Annotated in this window: 24 protein-coding genes; 11 read left to right on the forward strand and 13 right to left on the reverse strand. The window is 68.8% G+C overall.

The features are described from left to right. Positions 1–3 precede the first annotated feature (3 nt). Entirely contained in the window at positions 4–1,218 is a 1,215-nt protein-coding gene (locus WFI54_RS10610) for a sensor histidine kinase (RefSeq protein ID WP_336652763.1), read from the forward strand. A gap of 22 nt (positions 1,219–1,240) precedes the next feature. Beyond that, a complete protein-coding gene (locus tag WFI54_RS10615) occupies positions 1,241–1,936 on the forward strand; it encodes a response regulator transcription factor (protein WP_336652764.1) in 696 nt (231 codons plus the stop codon). A gap of 108 nt (positions 1,937–2,044) precedes the next feature. On the opposite strand, the gene WFI54_RS10620 is transcribed toward WFI54_RS10615, so the two are convergent. After that, positions 2,045–2,626 carry a DNA modification methylase gene (locus WFI54_RS10620; RefSeq protein ID WP_336652765.1) on the reverse strand — a complete coding sequence of 194 codons (582 nt, stop codon included), beginning with the start codon at positions 2,624–2,626 and terminating at the stop codon, positions 2,045–2,047. A 163-nt stretch (positions 2,627–2,789) separates the two neighbouring features. On the opposite strand from WFI54_RS10620, the gene WFI54_RS10625 reads away from it, so the two are divergent. From WFI54_RS10625 to ispF, 3 genes are all read left to right on the forward strand, one after another. Next, on the forward strand, positions 2,790–3,275 hold the full coding sequence (locus WFI54_RS10625; protein ID WP_017883579.1) for a CarD family transcriptional regulator: 486 nt from the start codon (positions 2,790–2,792) through the stop codon (positions 3,273–3,275). 125 nt (positions 3,276–3,400) lie between these two features. Continuing rightward, entirely contained in the window at positions 3,401–4,174 is a 774-nt protein-coding gene (ispD, locus tag WFI54_RS10630; protein WP_336652766.1) for a 2-C-methyl-D-erythritol 4-phosphate cytidylyltransferase, read from the forward strand. After that, complete coding sequence (gene ispF / locus WFI54_RS10635; RefSeq protein WP_336652767.1) at positions 4,171–4,677, forward strand: 2-C-methyl-D-erythritol 2,4-cyclodiphosphate synthase; 507 nt, start codon at positions 4,171–4,173, stop codon at positions 4,675–4,677. The genes ispD and ispF overlap by 4 nt, the downstream gene beginning before the upstream one ends. Positions 4,678–4,742: 65 nt before the next feature. Here ispF and purM read toward each other — a convergent pair whose 3' ends face one another. Continuing rightward, on the reverse strand, positions 4,743–5,852 hold the full coding sequence (gene purM, locus WFI54_RS10640; RefSeq protein WP_336652768.1) for a phosphoribosylformylglycinamidine cyclo-ligase: 1,110 nt from the start codon (positions 5,850–5,852) through the stop codon (positions 4,743–4,745). Between the two features lie 146 nt (positions 5,853–5,998). On the opposite strand from purM, the gene purF reads away from it, so the two are divergent. Continuing rightward, the gene (purF, locus tag WFI54_RS10645; RefSeq protein ID WP_336652769.1) at positions 5,999–7,459 is read left to right on the forward strand and encodes an amidophosphoribosyltransferase; all 1,461 of its coding nucleotides are present in this window, start codon (positions 5,999–6,001) and stop codon (positions 7,457–7,459) included. Positions 7,460–7,537: 78 nt separating this feature from the next. On the opposite strand, the gene tatA (WFI54_RS10650) is transcribed toward purF, so the two are convergent. From tatA (WFI54_RS10650) to WFI54_RS10665, 4 genes are all read right to left on the reverse strand, one after another. Then, complete coding sequence (gene tatA, locus WFI54_RS10650; protein ID WP_336652770.1) at positions 7,538–7,798, reverse strand: twin-arginine translocase TatA/TatE family subunit; 261 nt, start codon at positions 7,796–7,798, stop codon at positions 7,538–7,540. 31 nt (positions 7,799–7,829) lie between these two features. Then, complete coding sequence (gene tatA, locus WFI54_RS10655; RefSeq protein ID WP_336652771.1) at positions 7,830–8,117, reverse strand: twin-arginine translocase TatA/TatE family subunit; 288 nt, start codon at positions 8,115–8,117, stop codon at positions 7,830–7,832. Between the two features lie 32 nt (positions 8,118–8,149). Further along, a complete protein-coding gene (locus WFI54_RS10660; protein WP_336652772.1) occupies positions 8,150–8,551 on the reverse strand; it encodes a hypothetical protein in 402 nt (133 codons plus the stop codon). A gap of 91 nt (positions 8,552–8,642) precedes the next feature. Next, a complete protein-coding gene (locus tag WFI54_RS10665; protein WP_336652773.1) occupies positions 8,643–8,996 on the reverse strand; it encodes a sterol carrier family protein in 354 nt (117 codons plus the stop codon). Between the two features lie 42 nt (positions 8,997–9,038). On the opposite strand from WFI54_RS10665, the gene purD reads away from it, so the two are divergent. Then, positions 9,039–10,301, forward strand: coding sequence for a phosphoribosylamine--glycine ligase (purD, locus tag WFI54_RS10670; protein ID WP_336652774.1), 1,263 nt, complete (start codon positions 9,039–9,041; stop codon positions 10,299–10,301). Positions 10,302–10,383: 82 nt separating this feature from the next. On the opposite strand, the gene WFI54_RS10675 is transcribed toward purD, so the two are convergent. Further along, a complete protein-coding gene (locus tag WFI54_RS10675) occupies positions 10,384–11,277 on the reverse strand; it encodes an SRPBCC family protein (protein ID WP_336652775.1) in 894 nt (297 codons plus the stop codon). Between the two features lie 183 nt (positions 11,278–11,460). Here WFI54_RS10675 and WFI54_RS10680 point away from each other — a divergent pair, with 183 nt between their 5' ends. The 3 genes from WFI54_RS10680 to purQ all read left to right on the forward strand — a co-directional run bounded on the left by WFI54_RS10680 (position 11,461) and on the right by purQ (position 13,430). Continuing rightward, positions 11,461–12,378: a phosphoribosylaminoimidazolesuccinocarboxamide synthase gene (locus tag WFI54_RS10680; RefSeq protein ID WP_336652776.1), complete on the forward strand. Its 918-nt coding sequence runs from the start codon at positions 11,461–11,463 to the stop codon at positions 12,376–12,378. A 90-nt stretch (positions 12,379–12,468) separates the two neighbouring features. Continuing rightward, positions 12,469–12,726, forward strand: coding sequence for a phosphoribosylformylglycinamidine synthase subunit PurS (gene purS, locus WFI54_RS10685; RefSeq protein ID WP_336652777.1), 258 nt, complete (start codon positions 12,469–12,471; stop codon positions 12,724–12,726). Next, a complete protein-coding gene (gene purQ / locus WFI54_RS10690) occupies positions 12,726–13,430 on the forward strand; it encodes a phosphoribosylformylglycinamidine synthase subunit PurQ (protein WP_336652778.1) in 705 nt (234 codons plus the stop codon). Before purS ends, purQ begins: the two co-directional genes overlap by 1 nt. 163 nt (positions 13,431–13,593) lie before the next feature. Here purQ and hemL read toward each other — a convergent pair whose 3' ends face one another. The 6 genes from hemL to hemE are packed head-to-tail and all read right to left on the reverse strand — an operon-like array spanning position 13,594 to position 20,577. Beyond that, complete coding sequence (gene hemL, locus WFI54_RS10695) at positions 13,594–14,919, reverse strand: glutamate-1-semialdehyde 2,1-aminomutase (RefSeq protein WP_336652779.1); 1,326 nt, start codon at positions 14,917–14,919, stop codon at positions 13,594–13,596. Between the two features lie 14 nt (positions 14,920–14,933). Beyond that, positions 14,934–15,923, reverse strand: a complete 990-nt coding sequence (gene hemB, locus WFI54_RS10700) for a porphobilinogen synthase (protein WP_336652780.1) — start codon at positions 15,921–15,923, stop codon at positions 14,934–14,936. Continuing rightward, on the reverse strand, positions 15,920–16,771 hold the full coding sequence (locus WFI54_RS10705) for a uroporphyrinogen-III synthase (RefSeq protein WP_336652781.1): 852 nt from the start codon (positions 16,769–16,771) through the stop codon (positions 15,920–15,922). Before WFI54_RS10705 ends, hemB begins: the two co-directional genes overlap by 4 nt. Then, positions 16,768–17,919, reverse strand: coding sequence for a hydroxymethylbilane synthase (hemC, locus tag WFI54_RS10710; RefSeq protein ID WP_336652782.1), 1,152 nt, complete (start codon positions 17,917–17,919; stop codon positions 16,768–16,770). The genes WFI54_RS10705 and hemC overlap by 4 nt, the downstream gene beginning before the upstream one ends. After that, a complete protein-coding gene (gene hemG / locus WFI54_RS10715) occupies positions 17,916–19,469 on the reverse strand; it encodes a protoporphyrinogen oxidase (RefSeq protein WP_336652783.1) in 1,554 nt (517 codons plus the stop codon). Before hemG ends, hemC begins: the two co-directional genes overlap by 4 nt. Further along, a complete protein-coding gene (gene hemE, locus WFI54_RS10720; RefSeq protein ID WP_336652784.1) occupies positions 19,459–20,577 on the reverse strand; it encodes a uroporphyrinogen decarboxylase in 1,119 nt (372 codons plus the stop codon). Before hemE ends, hemG begins: the two co-directional genes overlap by 11 nt. A gap of 109 nt (positions 20,578–20,686) precedes the next feature. Here hemE and WFI54_RS10725 point away from each other — a divergent pair, with 109 nt between their 5' ends. Further along, positions 20,687–21,994, forward strand: coding sequence for a glutamyl-tRNA reductase (locus WFI54_RS10725; protein WP_336652785.1), 1,308 nt, complete (start codon positions 20,687–20,689; stop codon positions 21,992–21,994). Positions 21,995–22,002 lie beyond the last annotated feature (8 nt).

Raw genomic sequence — 22,002 nt, forward strand, 5'->3', positions numbered from 1 at the left:
GACATGGACCCCTCCCTGCTCGTTCTCGCCTCGACGGCGCTGGGTGCGGTTGTCGGCGCAGGCGTCGCCGTCGCCATTCTGAGCATGCGCCGGGCGGGCCGTCTCCGGGCAGCTGAGCTGCGCCCAGAGCTTGAAGAGGTCGCCACCACGATCCTCGACGAAATCGACATGTTCGCAGTTGTGCTCGATTCTTCACTGACCCCCGTATACGCGAACCCGATCGCGCGCCAGGAGCGTCACATCAGCGACGACGACATTCGCAATCCCGAGTTCCTGCAGCGGGTGCGACGGGTGATGACCACGGGCATCCCAGACACCCATGAACCAGATCCGAACGACCCTTCCGATACGGTGCGCATTCATATCGTGCGCATCCAGCGGCGCTTCGCCGTGGTTCTCGCCGAGGATCTCGGCGAAGAACAGCGCGTGAACGCGATGCGACGCGACTTCATCGCAAACGTCAGTCACGAGCTGAAAACCCCGATCGCAGCAATCGGCTTGCTCTCCGAGGCGGTGCAGCAGGCCGCCGACGACCCTGCGGTAGTGCTCGATTTCGCAAAGAGCCTGGTGAAGGAGTCGCGCCGGCTGGGTGAGCTGAGCCGCGACATCATCCAGCTCTCAGAGGCGCAGTCTGCGCTGCGCCCCGAAGACCGCGAATCGGTATCCCTGCGCAACCTCGTGCGCAGTGAGGTCGAGTCGCACCGGGAGTTCGCGGTGCAGCATGGTGTTGAGCTGGTGGTCACCGACGAATCCGATACGGATCGCGATGCCGTGATCCTCGGCCGCCCTGCTTCGCTCGGCGCCGCCGTCGCGAACCTGCTGAGCAACGCGATCAGGCACTCCCCCGACGGCGGCAGGGTGGGCGTGGGCATGACGATCCGCCGCCGCAGCTTCATCGTAACGGTCACCGATCAGGGCGCCGGTATCGCCCCCGAGCACCAAGCCCGCATCTTCGAACGTTTCTACAGGGTCGATGGTGCCCGCACCCGCGGCGACGGCGGCACTGGTCTCGGGCTCAGCATCGCCCGCCACACGATGCGCGCGCACGGCGGAGATGTCGATGTCTGGTCGCAGCCGGGGGTCGGCTCGAGTTTCACGCTCACGTTCCCGCTCCACGATCCCGAGGGCTCGACGAAGAGCTCGAAGCGTGCAAAGAAGGCGCGCCGAGCCACGCGCGGATCCTCCGAGACCGCGTCCGCCCCCGAAGCTGCCCAGTAAGCCCAGAAGAAAGGACCCCGCAGTGGCCCAGCACATTCTGCTCGTCGAAGACGAGGAGTCTATCTCCCGCCCGCTCGCCTTTCTCCTGGAACGGGAAGGCTACCGGGTCACCGTCGTCGACGACGGTGCCGAGGCTGTCACAGTGTTCGGCAGCGCGCGCCCCGACCTGGTGTTGCTCGACCTCATGCTGCCTGGTCTGCCGGGCACGGAAGTCTGCCGCGCGATCCGCCTCACCTCTCGCGTGCCCGTGATCATGCTCACCGCGAAAGACAGCGAGATCGATATCGTTGTGGGGCTCGAACTCGGCGCCGACGACTACATCACGAAGCCCTATTCCACGCGTGAACTGCTCGCGCGCGTGCGGGCGGCGCTGCGGCGTTCGGGCGCAGGCGATGAGGAACGCGAGGAGGAGCTCGACGAGATGGTGCTCGACGAGCTGGGGATCCGCCTCGATTCGGAGCGTCACGCAGTGACGGTGCGCGGCGAGGAGATCGCGATGCCGCTGCGCGAGTTCGAGCTGCTGGAGATGCTGATGCGCCACTCGGGGCGGGTGCTGACACGTGGCCAGCTCATCGACCGTGTCTGGGGCAGCAATTATTACGGCGACACCAAAACACTCGATGTGCATATCAAGCGGATCCGGGCGCGCATTGAAGAGGAGCCGTCGAAGCCGACGCTCATCTCGACCGTGCGCGGAGTGGGCTACCGCTTCGGCTGATCGCGCACGACGCTCGCCACTTGCTCTACCCGAGGGAATCAGCCGAGATACACGAAGCGCCCCCGGATCCGAGGATCCGGCGGCGCTTCGTGAGTTGCGGCTTCGCCCTTACTGGGGCTGGTCCTCGTTGTTGTCGGAGATGTGCGACTCCGCCGCTTCCTGCTGCTTCTCCGTGGACTGCTCGGCCTTCTTGCTGGGGCCGCTGAAGTCGGCGGGCAGCACGTAGTCGCGGTACTCGGCGAGCGTGCCGTCGAGCACGGGAACCTGGTACTCGACCTCGGGGCTGCCTGCGGCCTGGAAGTACGCGGCGACAGTCGCACCGGGGGTCAGGCCGGGCAGCGATACGAGCACGGGGGTCTGCTCGCCATCAGGGTTGCCGAAGCGGGTGTTGCCCGTGGGGATCTCGAACTCGGCGCTGGCGGCGGCCGAGCCCTTGCCCACGAAGTTGATGATGAGCTTCTGCACGCTGCCGCTGCGGTTGACGGCACTGAACACCACGTTGAAGTTCTCACCGGTCTCGTCGGCGATGAGCATGATGTTGCGCACGTCGACGTTCTTGGTGGAGATGTCGCGGCCATCGCTGGGCGCGTAAGGCACGGTGGTGCCCTGGGGTGCGATGAGGCTGCATCCGGTCGCGCCGAGCGCGAGCGCCGCCGCGAGAGCGATGGACGAGGCGATCCGAATCTTCAAGAGGTCCTCCGAGCGGTGGTTCGATGACATGCGTCGCATACGCGATCACAGTTTGAACTCATCATACCGGTCCCCGTTTGCCACGTGCAGCTTAGGTAAGCCTAACTCTGAAGTGACGAGTGTGGTATTCTAGTACTTGAACTGCTGTAAAGGAGCCAACTCGATGCAATTTGAGGTCGGAGAGACCGTCGTCTTCCCCCACCACGGTGCCGCCAGGATCATCGATGTCAAGAAGCGCAAGCTCGGCGGTGAAGAGAAGCTCTTTTTGAAGCTGCAGGTCGATCAGGGCGATCTCACCATCGAGGTCCCGGCCGAGAACTGCGAACTCGTCGGCGTGCGCGATGTCATCGACAAAGAAGGCCTCGAGCGTGTGTTCGAGGTGCTGCGCGCCCCCTTCACCGAAGAGCCGACCAACTGGTCGCGCCGCTACAAGGCCAACACCGAGAAGCTCGCCTCCGGCGATGTGATCAAGGTGTCAGAGGTTGTGCGCGATCTGTGGCGCCGCGACCAGGAAGTGCGCTCGCTCTCCGCCGGCGAGAAGCGCATGCTCGCAAAGGCTCGCCAGATCCTGGTCTCCGAACTCGCGCTCGCCGAGAAGACCGATGAGGAGAAGGCCTCCGAGGTGCTCGATCAGGTGCTCGCCTCCTAAACCGAACACACCTCGGGATCCCCCATCCCACCACGTGAAACGCCCCGCCCCGTGCGGGGCGTTTCACGTTTCCTGCGCCCTGCAGAAGCCGAGCGGCAGCCCGACTTGCCGGGTACGCTGGGGCTATGAGCCCCCTCACGAACGACGTTCCCGGAACCACCCCGCACGAACTGCCGTCTCTGGGCGTCGTGCTCGTCGCCGCGGGTCGCGGTGAACGGCTCGGCGCAGGGACGCCCAAGGCCTTTGTCGAACTCCGCGGCCGAGCCCTCCTCGAATTCGGGATCGGCGTCGTCACCTCCCTCCCTCACCCCGGGCACCTCGTGGTGGTCGCCCCCGAGTCGCACGCGGCGCAAGCGCTCGACATCGTCGAGCAGGTGCTGCCCGCAGCATCCTCCTGGGAGGTCTCCGTGGTGCCCGGCGGGCGCGAACGCCACGAATCAGTGCGCTTCGGCCTCAACGCACTCCCCGACAGCGTCGAAACCGTGCTGGTGCACGATGCCGCCCGACCCTTCGCGAGCACTGCGCTCTTCGAGCGGGTCATCGCGGAAGTGCGCCGCACCGGCGACGCTGTGGTGCCGGCGCTTCCCGTTGTCGACACGCTCAAGCGCGTCGACCCAGAGGGGATCGTGCACGAAACAGTAGACCGCGCACCGCTTGTAGCCGTGCAGACACCGCAGGGCTTCGTGCGTGAGACGCTCGCGGCAGCGCACGCCACCGCGCAACTGCAGCACGAGGGCGGGCTCCCCACCGACGACGCCGAGGTGGTGCAGCGCGCCGGTGCGACGGTGCGAACAGTGCCAGGCGAGCAGCGCGCCCACAAACTCACCACACCCGCTGATCTCGCGATCCTGGAGCACTTCCTCACGGCTAACCTGCTCGGCCTGGAGGCGGAGGCGTGAGCGCCCCCGCGGAAGCCGCGCACCCCGCCGCCCCGCAGATCCGGGTGGGCACAGGCTTCGACGTGCACGCCTACGATGCGGCCTCGCCGCTGCGCCTCGCCGGCCTCGATTGGCCTGGCGAGCCCGGCCTCTCCGGGCACAGCGACGGTGACGCCGTCTGCCACGCCATTGTCGACGCGCTGCTCTCAGCGGCAGGGCTCGGCGATATCGGCAGCCTGGTGGGTGTCGACCAGCCCGACACCGAGGGTGCTGCAAGCACCGGCTTCGTGCGGCTCGCGCTCGCCAGACTGGCCGCGCAAGGTTGGCAAGCGGTCAACGTGTCGGTGCAGATCGTTGGCAACAGGCCCAAGTTCGCGCCGCGCCGCGAGGAGGCGCAGCGGATCATGACCGAGCTCGTCGGAGCACCGGTGAGCCTCGGCGCCACCACGAGCGATCACCTCGGTTTCACCGGCCGAGGCGAGGGACTCGCGGCGATCGCCACAGCCCTCATCGTGCGGGCCTGACAGACCCGCAGCCCCGGGTGCTGGATCGCCGCGCTCAGTCGACGATCGGGCACCCAGGCCGAAACTCAGCCCGCGTAGCCACCCACGAGGCGCACTGCGCCGCCGTCGACGCCCTTTGCGCCCTGTTCGAAGCCTGCGAAGTCGCGCGCCTCGGTCGACACGGTGCCGGCGACCCAGGTATCGAGACCCTCTGCGGTGAGCGCCGCGGCGACCTGCGGGGCGCGATCCGCCGCCACGACAGCGAACATGCCGATGCCGAGGTTCCATGCCCCCTCGAGCGATTCGAGCGTGTGACCGCCGAGCTCTGCAAGATGGCGGAACACGGGCAGCGGCGACCACGAGGCGCGATCCACCTCGACCCACGCCCCCTGCGGCAGCACGCGCGCAAGATTCGCAGCGATCCCGCCGCCGGTGACATGGCTCAGCACGTGGATCGCGCCGTCGAGCGCGGGATCGTCGAGCACGCGCAGCAGCGGAGCCGTGTACAGCGCGGTGGGCGTCAGCAGCGCCTCACCGTAGCTCGCCCCCAGATCGTCACTGCGATCGCCGTAGCCGATGCCGCGCTCGGAAAGAATGTGGCGCACCAGCGAGAAGCCATTCGAGTGCAGCCCCGAGGCCGCCATCGCGAGCACCACATCGCCGTGCTGCACAAGCGCGGGCTGCAGCATACGATCAGCCTCCACAACGCCCGTCGCCGCACCGGCGACGTCGTAGTCGTCGGGGCCGAGAAGACCAGGGTGCTCGGCGGTCTCGCCGCCGACAAGAGCCGTGCCCGTGGCCTCGCAGGCCTCGGCGATACCGCGCACGATGTCAGCAATGCGCTGGGGCACCACCTTGCCGCAGGCGATGTAGTCGGTCATGAACAGCGGCTTCGCGCCGACCACCACGATGTCGTCGACGACCATCGCGACGAGATCCTGGCCGATGGTGTCGTGCTTGTCAATGGCCTGCGCGATCGCCACCTTCGTGCCCACTCCGTCGGTCGAGGAAGCGAGCAGCGGGCGCTTGTAGCCCAGCAGAGCGCTCGCATCGAACATACCGGCGAAGCCGCCGACTCCGCCCAGCACCTCGGGGCCGTGCGTGCGGCCAACAGCCGACTTCATCAGTTCGACGGCGAGGTCGCCCGCCGCGGTATCGACTCCGGACTGGGCATAGATCGACGCGTTTTCGCTCACAACTCCAGCGTACCGTGCCCCAGGGCAGCTTCGGCCTGATCCGCGCGCAGCCTCAGACAGGGCCTCGCGCACACAGCGGCATGTGGGACACTAGTTTCTGCGTCTGCCTGACGCCCCATCGCATCCCAGGGAGCATTCACACAAGCATGTGCGGCATCGTCGGTATCGTCTCGCAAGAACCTGTCAATCAGCAGGTCTACGACAGCCTCCTCCTGCTGCAGCACCGCGGCCAGGACTCCACGGGCATCGCCACGCTCGACGGCGATTTCTTCCACTCGGTGAAGGCAAAGGGCCAGGTGCGCGAGGCCTACCGCACCCGTGACATGCGCACCCTGAAAGGCAATATCGGCCTGGGCCACGTGCGCTATGCCACCCGCGGTTCGGCAGCGGCAGAAGAAGAGGCGCAGCCCTTCTACGTGGGCGCCCCGTACGGCATCATCCTGGTGCACAACGGCAACCTCACGAACACCCGCGAGCTCACCGCCGAGCTCTACAACATCGACCGACGGCACCTCAACACACACTCCGACACCGAGCTACTCCTCAACGTGCTCGCGAACGAGCTGCAGGCCGGCATCGCGGGGCTCTCCCTCGACTCTGAGCAGGTATTCGAGGCGGTCTCCCGCGTGCACCAGCGCGTCGAAGGCTCCTACGCCACCATCGCGCTCATCGCCGGCTACGGGCTGCTGGCCTTCCGCGACCCGAATGGCATCCGCCCGCTCGTGCTCGGCCGTCGCACCGCCACTTCCGGCGCCGACGAGTGGGTGGTCGCCTCCGAGTCGCTGGTGCTCGAATCAGGCGGATACGAGATTGTGCGCGACGTCGAACCCGGCGAGGCGATCCTTATCTCGCCAGACGGCACGCTGCAGTCGCGCCAGTGCGCAGAGCGCACCCGCCTCGTGCCCTGTGCGTTCGAATACATCTACCTCGCCCGACCCGACTCCGTGCTCGACGGCATCGCCGTGTACGACGCGCGCCTGCGCCTCGGCGACGTGCTCGCCGAGGAGATCGCCGAGCAGCTGCCGGACGTCGAGATCGACGTGGTCATGCCGATCCCCGATTCCGCGCGTCCCAGCGCCATGCAGGTCGCACAGAAGCTCGGCATCGAGTATCGCGAGGGTTTCTTCAAGAACCGCTACGTGGGTCGCACCTTCATCATGCCCGGCCAGGCCGTGCGCAAGAAGAGCGTGCGCCAGAAGCTCAACGCGATGAGCATCGAGTTCAAGGGCAAGAACGTGCTCATCGTCGACGACTCGATCGTGCGCGGCACCACCTCTCGCGAGATCGTCGAGATGGCGCGTGCCGCGGGCGCGAAGTCGGTCATCTTCGCCTCGGCGGCTCCCCCCGTGGTGTTCCCGCACGTCTACGGCATCAACATGCCCTCACGTGCTGAGCTGATCGCGCACGGCCGCAGCAGCGATGAGGTTGCCGCCGAGTTGGGCGCTGACCACCTCATCTACATGAGCGTCGAGGGCATGAACCGCGCCATCATGCAGGGGCAGGACCGGGTCACCGAGCTGGAGCAGAGCTGCTTCACGGGCGAGTACATCGCGGGCAATGTCGACGCAGAATATCTGGCCTGGGTCGAAGCGACGCAGGAAAGCTGACGACCGGGCCCGCACACCGATACACGAAGCGGGGCCTCGCTTACTAAGCGCGGCCCCGCTTCGTGTATCGGAGAACTGTTACGGTTTGTCGCCGGGAGCGGTGTTGCCGCCTTCGCGAGGCTCGGGGCGAGCGGTGTTCGAGCCACCCTCGCTGCTCGGAGATTCGGGGGCGCCGTCACTGCCCTTCTCTGCTGCATCGTCGTTGCGTACTTCCTTCTTGAGGATGCGCATCGACTGGCCCAGGCTCTTCGCCAGACCCGGCAGCTTCGGCGCGCCGAAGAGCAGCAGCACAATGAAGAGGATGACCACCAGGGTGGGGCCGCTCAGGTTACCGAACATGCGGGAAGGCTCCGATCGTCAGGTCAGATGGTTATGGCTGCTCGGGTCGCTGCGGCGCGGCTTCCTGCGCTGCGGCCGGAGCCGGAGCCGGAGCCGGAGTGGCCTGTGCGGCGGGAGCGGCCGGAGCCGCGGGGGCTTCGGCGACGGTGTCGGCGCGAGGAACTGCCGTGTCAGCGTCGTCGTTGCGTACTTCCTTTTTGAGGATGCGCATCGACTGGCCCAGGCTCTTCGCCAGCCCTGGCAGCTTCGGCGCACCGAAGAGCAGCAGGACGATGAAGAGGATGACGATGAGGTGCGCTCCACCCAGGTTTCCAAGCATCGGGTGAACTCCGTTCGTGAGTGATGGCCCGATTATCGCACGTCGCGCTGAATGGCGACACCGACGCCGCTGCCGCGCTTCGCGAGGAACCCGAGAACAATGGAGAAGAGCCCGGCGATACCGAGGCCGATGGCCCCGCCGATGATCGCGCTGATACCCACGGCCTGCGCCATGGTGTACTCCGCGTCTTCTGGCACGGGGAAGAGCAGGCAGGTGAGCATCGCCACAATCGCGCCCAGCACAGCGCCGCCGATCAGCACCCGCCCGTAGCGCACGGTGCGCTGCAGCACCACCTCATGCTCAGTTTCTTCGATCACGGCTTCATGGGTGTCGAGGGCGTCTTCGGCTGGGGCCGGGGCAGCCGGTACGACCTGCGCGGTCTCTGTTGCGGTTTCGACGGCGGCGCGCTGCTCGCCCGCATCGGGAATGCTCATGCCTCTATTGTCTCAGCCTGCGTCTGTGCGTCACCTCCGATGTCGGTGCGAGGATGCAGGCAGCGGGTCGCGAGCGGTTCTACATCGCAGCTCACGCGAGCGGGAGCAGGCCGTGCAGATCGGCTCGGGATCCCGAGGCAACGACCCGAGCGGTGTCGAGAGCGGTCTCCCAGTCGAGCTGCCCCGTCGCGAGTGCGATCCAGGTAGCCGGGTCGGTTTCGATGACGTTCGGCGGGGTGCCTCTGGTGTGCCGAGGGCCCGCAACGCACTGCGTTGCCCCGAAGGGGGGCACCCGCACCTCGACGGAGTTGCCCGGCGCGCGTTCGGCGAGTTCTTCGAGCAGGTAGCGCACCGCTGTGGCGAGCACGGTGCGCGTGTCTGATCCGGCCCGCGCTGCGGCGAGCGCGGCCAGCCCGTCTTCGATCGACACTTTGCGCTTCGCCACGGCTCCCACTGTAGCGGCGCAGCACCCCACTATCCTGGAACCGTGAAGATTCTCGTCCTGGGCCCCGGCGCCCGCGAACACGCCATCGTCCTCGCCCTCCGCGCGGAGTCAGCCGATCACGAGATCGTCTGCGCTCCGGGCAACGCCGGAATCTCGGCGAGCGGGGTCGAAACCCCCGAGCTGGCTTACTCAGACCCAGATGCTGTCGCCGCATTCGTGCGTGAGCGCGGCTTCGATCTCGTGGTGGTAGGCCCCGAGGCTCCGCTGGTTGCCGGTGTCGCGGATCCGCTGCGCGCTGCCGGCGTCCCCGTGTTCGGGCCTGATCAGGCTGCCGCCCAGCTGGAGGGTTCGAAAGCTTTCGCGAAGCGGGTGATGGAGGCTGCTGAGGTGCCCACTGGTCGGGCGACAGGGGTTGCCTCGGTGGAGGAGGCCGCTGCGGTCCTCGACGAGTTCGGCGCTCCCTACGTGGTGAAGGCCGACGGTCTCGCGGCTGGTAAGGGCGTGCTGGTGACTGAGGATCGGGCGGCTGCGCTCGACCATGTGGCGACCTGGGCACCCCACGGGGATGTGTTGATCGAGGAGTTCCTCGACGGGCAGGAGGTGTCGCTGTTCTTCTTTGCAGATGGTCACGACGTGCTGCCGCTGACCCCCGCGCAGGATTACAAGCGCATCTTCGATGGCGATGAGGGCCCGAACACGGGCGGCATGGGTGCCTATTCGCCGCTGCCGTGGCTGCCCGGCGGCGTGGATGCGTTCGTCGAGGAGATCACCCGCACGGTGGCGCTGCCGACGGTGCGCCAGCTCGAAGCCGAGGGCACGCCGTTCGTGGGCCTGCTCTACTGCGGCCTCATCGTGACGTCGAAGGGTGTGCGCGTCATCGAGTTCAATGCGCGTTTCGGCGATCCTGAAACCCAGGTGGTGCTGGCTCGCCTCGAATCACCGCTGAGCCGCTATCTGCTGGCTGCGGCGCAGGGCGAGCTTGCGGCGCAGCAGGCTCCCGAGTTCTCCGATGAGCCGGCAGTGATCGTGGTGGTGGCGAGCGAGGGCTACCCCGGTGAGGTGAGCACGGGGCGCGCGATCACGGGTATCGCAGACGCCGAGCAGGTGCCCGGCGTGCATGTGGTGCACGCCGCAACGGCACGCGACGCCGAGGGCGGCTGGGTTGCGACAGGCGGCCGGGTGCTCGGTGTGGTCGCCCGCGGTGCCGATTTCGCTGCGGCGCGCGAGCGCGCCTATGAGGCTGTGGGGCGGATCTCGCTTGAGGGTTCGCAGCACCGCACGGACATCGCGGCGCGCGTCGCATAGCGCAGCCCCAAACGAGAACGGCGCCCGCACCCCTGCTCGGGGTGCGGGCGCCGTTCTCGTGTGAGTGCGAGGGCAGCGCCGCTTAGAGGCCTCGGATGAGGGCGTCGAAATCGGGGTCGCCGGTGAAGCTGTCTGCTTCGGGTTCGTGGCGTCGCTTCGACTGCTTCGGCAGATCGGTTGCTTCGTCACTCGCTTGCGGATCCGCCACGGCATCAGCCACAGGCTCGGCGCGCGCAGCGCTCTCGGCAGCCTCAGTCTCGGTGTCGGTCGCCGTGCTGCCGTCGGCGGCAGCGTCGTCATCAGCATCTTCGGCATTGATGATCTGCACGGATCCGGTGTCGAGTTCGAGGTGCTCGCCGAGCTGCGGCTCGGCGTCGACCTCAAGCAGCAGCTCGCTTTCGGTTTCAACGACTTCGCCGTCGACTTCTTCGGGGGCGAGCTCGATGGCTCCGGCGGGGGCGCTGTCGGAAACGTCGCGCGGCAAACGCGCGACGGGCACGGTTTCGTCGCTCGGAGCTTCGGCGTCGGCGTCGGGCGCCGCCGGGGCGGGCGGGTCTTCTGCGGTGATGATACCTGCGGCAACGCCTGCATCGATCGCCTGCGCCAGTGCAGCGAGCAGCACCTCCCACCCCTGCTGCGAAGCTGCGGCTCTCTCGGCGGGGGCCGGCAGCGCATCGAATCCGGTTTCGGTGACCGTCACTCCGGTTTCTCCGGCCTGGCTGCGCAGTGTCAGCAGCACCGCCGTGTCACGGGTGTCTCCGGCCTCGCGCCAAGTGAAGCCGACGGCGTGGCCCTCCACCCACACATCCACCTGACCGGCGGCATCACGGCTGACCGCGTCATCGCCGGAGCCCTCGCTCCAGCGCTCGGCGATGCGGCCGCCGATCCGCGTCTCCAATTCGAGTTCAGGCCACCACTCGGCGCGTCGCACGGGGTCGCTCACGAACGACCACACTCCGGTGCGCGCGGCTCTCATCCGACTCCGAGCCACCACCGGTCCCAGCGGGATCATGTTTCTCCTCAGCGTTACTCACCGGGTCATTCTCTCCCTCGCGTCCGGCTCCCGGCGAGCCTGCAACACGGAGGTTCCCCTCGATAGGAAGCGTAGCCCCACCCGCTGACAAGGAGGTCTCATTCGAGTGGCAATTCGCGTGGAAGAATGGGGGTCGTGACCGATATCGCTTCGCCTCAGCAGCTCGCAGCTTGGACGCACATCTATTCAGGAAAGGTGCGCGACCTCTACGTTCCCGCCGACGGCTCCGACGAGCACCTGCTCGTGGTGGCGAGCAACCGCGTAAGCGCCTTCGATCACGTGCTGGAGCCGCCGATCCCGGGCAAGGGTGCGCTGCTCACGGCGCTGTCGAACTGGTGGTTCGCCCGCATCGACCTCCCCAACCACCTCGCCGGTGCCGATGCACCCGCGGTGCCAGCAGAGGTTGCGGATCGGGCCGTGGTGACCCGCCGCCTGGAGATGTATCCGATCGAGTGCGTGGTGCGGGGAGCGCTCACCGGATCCGGCTTCGCCGAATACCAGCGCACGGGCGCGGTCTGCGGCATCGAACTGCCCGCCGGCCTGCAAGACGGCGACCTGCTCGACACCCCCATCTACACCCCCGCCTATAAGGCCCCGCTCGGCGAGCACGACGAGAACATCAGCTACGAGCAGAGCGTCGAGCTCGTCGGCGAGAAAGTTGCGTCAGCCCTGCGCGACGCTTCGCTGCTCATCTTCACCGCGGCCCGCGATCTGGCTGCCGAGCGCGGTGTGGTGCTCGCCGACACAAAGTTCGAGTTCGGTCGCGATCCGCGATCCGCAGATCCCGCCGAGTTGGTGCTCGCCGACGAGGTGCTCACGAGCGATTCGTCACGGTACTGGGACGCCTCGGCATACTTCGACGAGCGCAATTCGCGGGCGGATCGCCTGGCCTCCTTCGACAAGCAGATCGTGCGCAACTGGCTCTCGGCCAACTGGGACAAGCAGGGCGAACCGCCGGTGCTGCCAGAGGAGATCGTGTCACGCACCCACGCGCGCTACGCGGAGCTGTACACCCGGCTCACCGGTTCGCCTGCCGGTGAGTGACCAGCACCGCGGCCACGCACCGGCGAATGCTCCTGCCACTGCGGGTAGACTGATGTTCGACTTCTGTGTTCTCGAGTTGGAGGCTCTCTAGTGCCCACGATTGTTGTTGATGTCATGCCGAAGGCCGAACTGCTCGACCCGCAGGGCAAGGCGACCACGGGGGCGCTCGCGCGCCTCGGCCATGGCAAGTTCGAGAACGTGCGCATTGGCAAGCGTTTTGAGTTCACCGTCGAGGGCGAGGTCGACGAGGCCGTGCTCGCCGAGGTGCGTCAGCTCGCCGAGGAGATTCTCTCGAACTCGGTGATCGAAGACGTCGTGGCGATCAGCGTTGACGGCGAGGCTCGCTGATGTCGACCCGCATCGGCGTCGTCACCTTCCCCGGCTCCCTCGACGACCGTGACGCGCAGCGCGCGATCCGCCTCGTGGGTGCTGAGCCAGTGGAGCTGTGGCACGCGGATCACGATCTGCAGGGCGTTGACGCGATCGTGCTGCCCGGTGGGTTCAGCTACGGCGACTACCTCCGTCCGGGTGCTATCGCGGCGGTCTCGCCGATCATGACCGAGGTGGTCGAGGCTGCTGGCAAGGGTATGCCCGTGCTCGGTATCTGCAACGGCTTCCAGGTGCTCGTCGAGTCGCATCTGCTGCCCGGTGGCCTGATCCGCAACGCACACCAGCAGTTCATCCGCCGCGATCAGCGTCTCGTGGTCGAGAACGCCGACACCGCCTGGACCAACAGCTTCGAGCAGGGCGAAGAGATCGTGATCCCGCTCAAGAACGGCGACGGCGGCTTCATCGCCGACGACGAGACGTTGAAGCGTCTGGAGGGCGAGGGGCTCATCGCTTTCCGCTACGCCGGCGTCAACCCCAATGGTTCGCTTGACGATATCGCGGGCCTCACCAACGAGCGCGGCAACGTGGTCGGCCTCATGCCGCACCCCGAGCACGCGGTCGAGCCCGGCTTCGGCCCCGACATGCCCGACGCCATGCGCTCAGGCATCGACGGCCTGCGCTTCTTCGAGAGCGCCGTGGCCGCTCTCGCGGCCCGGGTCTAACACCCGCACGTCGTCACCGTGAGGGGCGGGGATCACTCGATCCCCGCCCCTCACGGCTTTCATGCCCAGCCTCAAGATGTGGAATCTGCCGAAAATCGGGCGAACCCGGGCCTGAATCCCATATCTTCGACAGATCACATATCTAAGGCGGGGACGGCTCGGGTCAGACCACGGGGGCCGCAGGGGCTGCTTCGGCGGCAGCCCTGGCGGCAGCGGGCAGCGCCTCGACCACACGGGAGATCGCGGCTGCGTCGTGGGCAGCGGTAACGAACCACGCTTCGAAGGCACTGGGTGGCAGATTGACGCCGCCCTCGAGCATGGCGTGGAAGAACGCCCGATGCTGCTGTGTTTCCTGCCGCTGCGCCCCGGCATAATCGTGCGGCCCGTCGGAGAACTCACCAAAGAACACGCTGAACAGCGTGCCCGCACGCTGCACCCGATGCGGCACCCCGGCGGTGTCGAGCGCACGTGACACCTCGCCGGAAAGCACCTCGGCTGCGCGCCCGAGCGCCGCATAGGCGGCGTCATCTGCGTGGCGCAGCGTGGTGAGTCCCGCAGCGACAGCGAGCGGATTGCCAGACAGTGTGCCGGCCTGGTAGACCGGCCCGAGCGGTGCCAGCATCTCCATTAGCTCCGCCCGCCCGCCGAGCGCCGCAAGCGGCAGCCCGCCGCCGACCACCTTGCCGAAGGTGAACAGATCAGGCGCGAGCGCCGACGCCATCCGGGCCCGCTCGATCCCCCAGTAGCCGGAAGCCCCCGCCCGAAACCCCGTGAGCACTTCGTCGAGGATCACCAGTGCGCCGTGCCCGTGCGCAAGCCCGATCATAAACTCCGTAAACCCGGGCTCGGGAGGCACCACCCCCATATTCGCCGCAGCAGCCTCCGCAATCACCGCGGCGATCCGGTCGCCGTGCTCGGCGAACGCCGCCGCCAGAGCTGCCGGATCGTTGTAGGGCAGCACGATCGTCTGCGCCGCGGTCTCCGCGGTCACTCCCGCCGAGCCGGGCAGCGCGAGCGTGGCAAGCCCCGACCCTGCCTCGGCCAACAGGCCATCGGAATGACCGTGGTAGTGGCCGGCGAACTTCACGATGAGCGGCCGGCCGGTGGCCCCGCGCGCGAGCCTGATCGCCGTCATCGTCGCCTCGGTGCCCGTGGAGACGAGGCGCAAGCGTTCGAGGCCGGGCACCCGCGAAATCATCTCCTCGGCAAGCTCGGCCTCCTCGGGAACCGAAGCACCGAAGCCCAGCCCCCGCGCCGCAGCCGTCTGCACCGCCTCGACCACAGCAGGGTGGGCGTGCCCCAGCAGGGCGGGCCCCCACGAAGCGACAAGGTCGACGTACTCGGCGCCATCGACGTCGGTGACATACGGCCCGCTCCCCGAAACGATGAAGCGCGGGGTGCCACCGACCGAGCCGAAGGCCCGCACCGGGGAGTTCACCCCGCCGGGAATCACACGCTCCGCGCGCTCGGCGAGCTGCGCGCTGCGCATCGCCGATCCGCCCCTCATCGCAGCCACCCCGCAAGCTCCACAGCGAAGTAGCTCAGAATCGCATCGGCCCCCGCACGCTTGATGCCGAGCACCGACTCCTCGACCGCGCGCCGGCGGTCAATCCACCCCTGCGCGGCAGCCGCCTCGATCATCGCCGCCTCACCGGACACCTGATAGGCCCAGACAGGCACCGGGCTCGCCGCCGCGACATCCGAGAGCACATCGAGATAGCTCATCGCAGGCTTCACCATCACGATGTCGGCGCCCTCGGCGATGTCGAGCTCCGCTTCGCGCAGCCCCTCGCGTCGGTTCGCCGGATCCTGCTGATAGCTGCGCCGGTCACCATTGCTCGAAGGATCGGCACCGAGCTGCGAATCGACCGCCTCACGGAACGGCCCGTAGAACGCTGAGGCGTACTTCGCGGAGTAGCCGAGAATCGCGGTGGCCTGATGCCCGGCAGCATCGATCGCGCCGCGCACCGCCGCGACCTGGCCATCCATCATGCCCGAGAGACCGAGCACCGCCGAGCCGGCCTCGGCCTGTGCGAGGGCCATCGCACAGTACCTGTCGAGGGTGGCATCGTTGTCGACCTCGCCGCGCGCGTCGAGCACCCCGCAGTGGCCGTGATCGGTGAACTCGTCGAGGCAGAGGTCGGTCTGCACGACGAGCGCATCACCGACCTCCTCCGCGACAGCACGGGTGGCGACATTGAGGATGCCCCCGGGATCGTCGGCGGCGCTGCCGCGGGCGTCGCGCACGGACGGCACGCCAAAGAGCATGATGCCGCCGATGCCAGCAGCGGCGGCATCCGCTGCGGTTCGACGCAGCGAGTCGAGGGTGTGCTGCAGCACTCCCGGCATCGCGGAGATCGCGCGGGGCTCGTCAATGCCTTCACGGACGAAGGCCGGCAGCACCAGCTCGGCGGGATGCAGCCTGGTCTCGGTGGCGAGACGGCGCAGCGCAGGGGTGGCGCGCAGGCGACGCGGGCGGACGGTGGGGATCATGCGGATCTTCCTTCCGGGTGGTGCGGGAGTTCGGGATAGTCGGTAGTGGGCGCAGCCGCACGGTCGAGGAGCGCGGCGAGGGTGTCGAGCAGCCCGTCAGCGGTGTGGCGGGTCGCGACGGCGTCGGCCCGGAGTCCGTGAGCGGCGAGCGCCCGAGCTGTCGGGGCTCCGATCGCGACGAGATGGGTGCCCGGCGGGAGCGGCGCGAAGCGGCGGGCGGTCTCGGCGGCGCCGGATCCGCTCATCACGAGGATCGCATCGACAGCCCGCCCCCGGGATTCGAGCCGGGCATCGCGCGGGGTGGGGAGCGTGCGGTACGCGGTGACGCGGTGCGGGGCGTGACCGGCGGCGGTGAGGGCGTGTTCGAGCTCGGTTCCCGCGATCTCGGAGAGCGGCAGCAGCATCTGCTGGGCCGCGTCACTCCCGTCGGCCGTGCCGATCACGGTGAGCAGCGCCTCGGCGAGACCGACCGCAGAGAAGTCGTGGTCTGGCTGCACGGCCACCTCGAAGCCGTGCTCGCGCAGCGCTTCGGCGGTAGCAGGGCCGACAGCTGCTATGCGCCGCATGCCGGGGCGCGCACCCGCCGCGACGACGGCATACACCCCGTTCGCGCTCGTGCAGACGAGCCAGTCGTAGCAGCCCAGGTTCCAACGCTCAACAGCGGCGGCAAGCGCTGCCGGATCCTGCGGCGGCACCGTCGTCGTGAGTAGCACGATGACGGGGAGACCGCCGCGTGTGCGAATGGCCGCCGCGAGCTGTTCGCCTGGGGGGCCGCCGCGCGGCACCAGGATGCGGCACCCCGCCAGATCGGAGGTGGCCGGCCGGCGGCCATTCTGGTGGGAGGTCACGGGGTGGCCTCGGAGCCGGCGGGCTCGGTGTTGCCCGACTCGGGATGCGAGCCCCCGAGCGGGGCGATCTGCGCCGCACCCATGTCGAACAAGCGCCGCGCCACGATTTCTCCTAGGCGGCGCGGTGTCTCGCGGGCTGCGGTAGACGGTGCTGCGGAGTCAGCAGCGGATCCGCCACCCGTGTCGGCGCCGGAAACGACACTGGCACCCCCACCAGCCCCAGCCTCAGCCCCAACCGCCCAGGGCAACCCCTCCTCGGCGAGCAGCCGCTGGGTTCCGTCGAGGCTCGACACCTCGGCGCGCAGCACCAGGCGTGCATCGTCAACCCTGGCTGTGGCGCCGACAGGGGCCGCGCAGCCCGCTTCGAGCGTCGCCAAAACGGCCCGCTCGGCGAGCGCGCACGCCCGCGATTCAGCGTGATCGAGCGCGCTGAGCGCAGCCACGTAGGGGGCGCGGCGCGCATCTTCGCTGCGCACCTCGATCGCGAGGGCGCCCTGCCCCGGGGCGGCGGGCGCCTCATCGAGCGGAAAGCGCTCGGTGATCGCTTCCTCGCGCCCCAGCCTGTCGAGGCCCGCGCAGGCCAGCACCACAGCATCGAGATCGACACCCACCCGGCCAAGCCTGGTGTCGACGTTGCCGCGCAGATCGACGACGTCGAGATCTGGTCGCCTGCCGAGCAGTTGCGCGGCGCGGCGCGGCGAGCCGGTGCCCACCCTTGCCCCCGCAGGTAGTTCGGCGAGCGTCAGACCGTTCCGCGCGCACAGCGCGTCGCGAGCGTCGGCGCGCACCGGGATGGCGCCGATTTCGATACCGGGGCACGCGCCCGTGGGAAGGTCTTTCAAGGAGTGCACTGCGAGGTCGCATGCCCCGTCGAGCAGGGCGTCGCGCAGCGCGCTCACGAAAACGCCCGTGCCCCCGAGCTGCGCCAGCGGCGCAGCGGAGACGTCGCCTCGGGTGGTGACGATCACGAGCACGACTTCGAGCCCCGTGGCGACCGAGACGGCCTCTGCCACAGTGGTGGATTGTGCGACGGCGAGGGCGCTGCCGCGTGTTCCGATGCGGATCAGCCCGGGGTCGGCCGCAACAGGGGTGTCGGAACGGCGCACGCGCGGGGTGCGGGGGCCGGTGGCGGTGATGCGATTGGTCATCGCGTGCCTCCTTCTGAGTGCGGGGCGGCTGAGTTCAGGGAGTCGAGGACGCTGCGGGCGGCGGCGCGGGCAGCCGGCACGACGGTCGCAAGCCCGGTGCCGCTCACCCAGTCGCCGGTGATCGCGACGCGGGGCGGCGGCACGAGCTCGGAGGCGGCGGATCCGGTGGCGGATCCGCGGCCGTCGCCCGATCCGCGAGCCGAACCGGTGCACCACTCGCGACGGCGCATGTCGCGCACGGAGGCTGGGTTGAGCGCGACGCCGAGAATGCGCGACGCATCCGCCAACGCGATCTCGCGCACCTGCTGATCGGGGAGCCCCGCGGTCTCGGGGGCGCTGCCGTGGCGACCGTAGGAGAGTCGCAGAACATGCGGGGTGGGGCCAGGTGCCGTCGCGCGCTTCGGCCACTTCGCCGTGACATGGGTGAGAGCTTTCGCCCGGATGCCGTGTTCTCCCTCGGCGACCAGGGCACCGGTGCCGCGGGGTGCGGCGTCGAGACGAGGGTCGTCGACCGCGAGCAGAACGACTTCAACGCGGGTTTCGGGGTCGGTCGCTGGGGCGCCCAGCAGCGCGCGGGCGGCGGTTTCGGGCACGGCGAGCACGACGGCGTCGAAGCGCAGGACGCCCGTGAGTGCGGTGCTTGGCGGCGCGGTGCGTGTGGTCGCGATGTTCGCGGCGGCTGTGCGGTCGATGCGGACCCGGATGCCGCCTCCGGCAGCGGCGATCTCGCGCACCGCTGTTCCAGTGCGCGTCTCGATGTGCAGACGCTGCAGCTCTGCGGCGAGCGCTTCGACGAGGGAGCCCATTCCGTCTCGCAGACCAGCGACGGCGCCGCCCGCGGCGGAGCGCCCGTGGCGCAGTTCACGGGCGGCCGCGATGAGGGAGCCGTGGCGCTGCAGGGCGGCTGCAAGTCCGGGCACGGCGTCGATCGACAGTTCTTCGGGGTCGGCGGAGTGCACGCCGCGCACCACGGGCCGCACGAGCCTGTCGAGCACGCGCGCGCCGAGTCGCAGGCGCACCGCTCTGCCGAGGGTTGCGCCGCGGCCGAGGGAGCGTGGCAGCAGCGGTTCGACGGCGGCGCGCAGCGCCCCTTGCAGCCCGAGCACGCGCCGCGTGTCGGCCGCGAGCGGAGCTGTGGGGATGCCGACGGCGCCAGCAGCCGGCAGCGGGAGCGCCCGGCCCGCGGAGATCACCCAACTGCCGAGCGGGGCGGGGCGTTCGATGCGGTCACCGAGGCCGAGATCTCCGAGGAGTGCGGCGACGGCGCCGCCGCGCGTGGCGAAGGCTTCGGCGCCCACGTCGACCGGCACGGATGCGAGGGTGTCGCGCTGCACGCGGCCCCCGATGCGGTCTTGCAGTTCGAAGAGCACAACATCGGCGCCGCCGAGCGCGAGTTCGCGGGCGGCGACGAGCCCCGAGACCCCGCCGCCCACGACAGCCACGCGACGGCCTGAGCTGCCCGCTGCGCAGGCGAGGTCGGCGAATCCGGTGCCTTCAGCACCGTCAACACTCTCAGTGCCGTCAGCGTTGTCATCGACTTCACCGAGCATGCGCGAGCTCTACGATACGGGTGAGCACTTCAGGGTCGGTGTCGGGTGGCACGCCGTGCCCCAGGTTGAGCACGTGGGCGGGGGCGCGGGTTCCCCGGCGCAGCACCTCGTCGAGGTGCGCGGCAAGCCGCTCGGGCGGCGCTCCGAGGTAGGCGGGGTCAAGATTGCCCTGCAACGGCACGGTATCTCCGAGTCTGCGGCTCGCCTCGTCGAGCGGGGTGCGCCAATCGACGCCGATCGCGCTCACCCCAACGGCGGCGAGTTCTTCGAGCAGGTGGCCAGAGCCCACTGCGAAGTGGATCGCGGGCACGGTTTCTTCGCACGCGCTGTAGCCATCGCGGTGCGGGTGCCGATACGCGATATGCCGCACGGCGTCGAGGGTGCGTCGGGATGCGGGCGCCACATGGGCGCGGTAGTCGGCGGCGCTGAGCGATCCCGCCCAGGAGTCGAACAGTTGCACCGCACTGGCACCGGCTGAGACCTGCGCTTCGAGAAAGACGCCGCTGAGTTCTGCGGCCCAGTCGAGCAGTTCGCGCCAGGTCTCCGGTTCGGCGTGCATAAGGGTGCGGGCTCGCAGGTGGTCGCGGGAGGGACCGCCCTCGACGAGGTAGGCCGCGAGGGTGAAGGGTGCACCGGCGAAGCCGATGAGCGGTGTGTTGCCGAGCTGTGCGACGGTCAGCGCGACGGCGTCGCGCACGGGGTCGAGGGCTTCCCGAAGGCGATCGGCGGTGAACTCGGCGCGGCAGCGCCTGACATCGGCGGCGCTGCGAACGGGATCCGCGAACACCGGACCTCGCCCGGCAACGAGATCGACTTCGACGCCCGCGAGTTTCAGCGGCACGACGATGTCACTGAAGAAGACTGCGGCGTCGACGCCGTGCCGCCGCACAGGTTGCAGGGTGATCTCGCTCGCGAGTTCGGGGTTCACGCAGGCGTCGAGCATACGGTGGTCTGCGCGGATGCTGCGATATTCGGGGAGCGACCGACCTGCCTGGCGCATGAACCAGACGGGAACCCGCTCGGGGCGGTGGCCGTTGAGGGCTCTGATCAGAGGGGCGTCGCTCGTTCGGCCATCGACGAGCGGGTGCGAAGCTGGGAGTGAGTTCATCGATCGAGATGCTAGCTTATAGATCTGATGTTTCACATCAGATCTACTCAGCTGGGCGTGCGGCGCCGCGCTGATCCGCTCCCCATCCCGAGAACCCTGCCGAGAATCCATGCTCCTCTGCCTCACCGTCGATCACCGCAACGCCGATCTGGCGCTGCTCGAACACTTCGAACGGCGCACCGACACCGTGACCGCCACGCTCAGCGATCCCGCACTCACCCGCGGTGCCGTCGTGCTCGCGACCTGCAATCGCTTCGAGGCCTATCTCGACGCCCCCGGCCTCGCCCCCGAGCACGCCCTCGACGGACTCGCGCGAGCCACCGGTCTCCCACACGGCGAACTCGCCGCAGCCTGCTCGGTGCACCGCGGCGAGGCCGCTGCCGAGCACCTCTTCGCAGTGTCGAGCGGTCTCGAATCCGCTTCGGTGGGCGAGACCGAGATCGCGGGGCAGGTGCGCCGCGCCATCGACACAGCGCGCGCATTGGGCCGGTCGAGCACCGAACTGGAACAGCTCTTCCAACAGGCCATCGTCGTCTCGAAGCGCGTGAAGCATCGCACCGGCTTGCAGAGCAGAGGCCGATCGCTCGTGCAACTCGCACTCGCGCTCGTCGACAGCAGGGTCGGCGACTGGCAGACCTGCCGCGTACTCCTCATCGGCACCGGCGCCTACGCCGGAGCGAGCCTTGCGGCGTTGCGCGCGCACGGTGCCCAGCGCATCGCGGTCTACTCCCCCTCAGGCCGGGCAGCATCATTCGCGGAGTCTCACGGCATCCGCCCCGTGGCGCACAACGACCTCGATGCCGAACTGCGCCACAGCGACCTCGTCGTCGCGTGCAGCACCGTGCACGAACCCCTGCTCACCCGAGAACGCTTCGACGACACCGTCACCGAGGGCAGCCCTCCGTTCTGTGCCCGCTTCGGCAGGCTCTCCGTCTCTGAACGAGGCCGAACGCGGCCCCGGCTGCTCATCGACATGGGTCTCCCCCGCAACATCTCCCCCGGCGTTGCCGCGGTGCCAGGGGTCGAACTGCTCGACCTCGAGACCATCGCACTGCACGCGCCGATCCCCGAACTGGGAGCCGAACTCGAAGCGCGCGACATCGTGCGCACCGCGGCGGCCGAGTTCACGGCGCTGCGCGCCGAGCGCGACGCGATCCCGGCACTGCAGGAACTGCGATCATTCGTGAACGGCATGCTTGACGACGAGATCAGGCGGATCAGCCATCGCGCGAACGGCGGCGCTGCCGAGCCTGCTCGCACCGTCGAGACCGAGGCCGCTCTGCGGCACCTGGTCGGGCGCCTGCTGCACCGACCCACCGTGCGCCTGCGCGAACTCGCCCGCGCAGGCCGCGCCGCAGAGGGCCGCGCCGCAGTCTCCGCGCTCTTCGCCGAGACCTCGGAGCACCTCAGCGCCTGATCCGCTGA

Source organism: Leucobacter sp. MMO-125 (assembly GCF_037148395.1).
Lineage (GTDB): Bacteria > Actinomycetota > Actinomycetes > Actinomycetales > Microbacteriaceae > Leucobacter.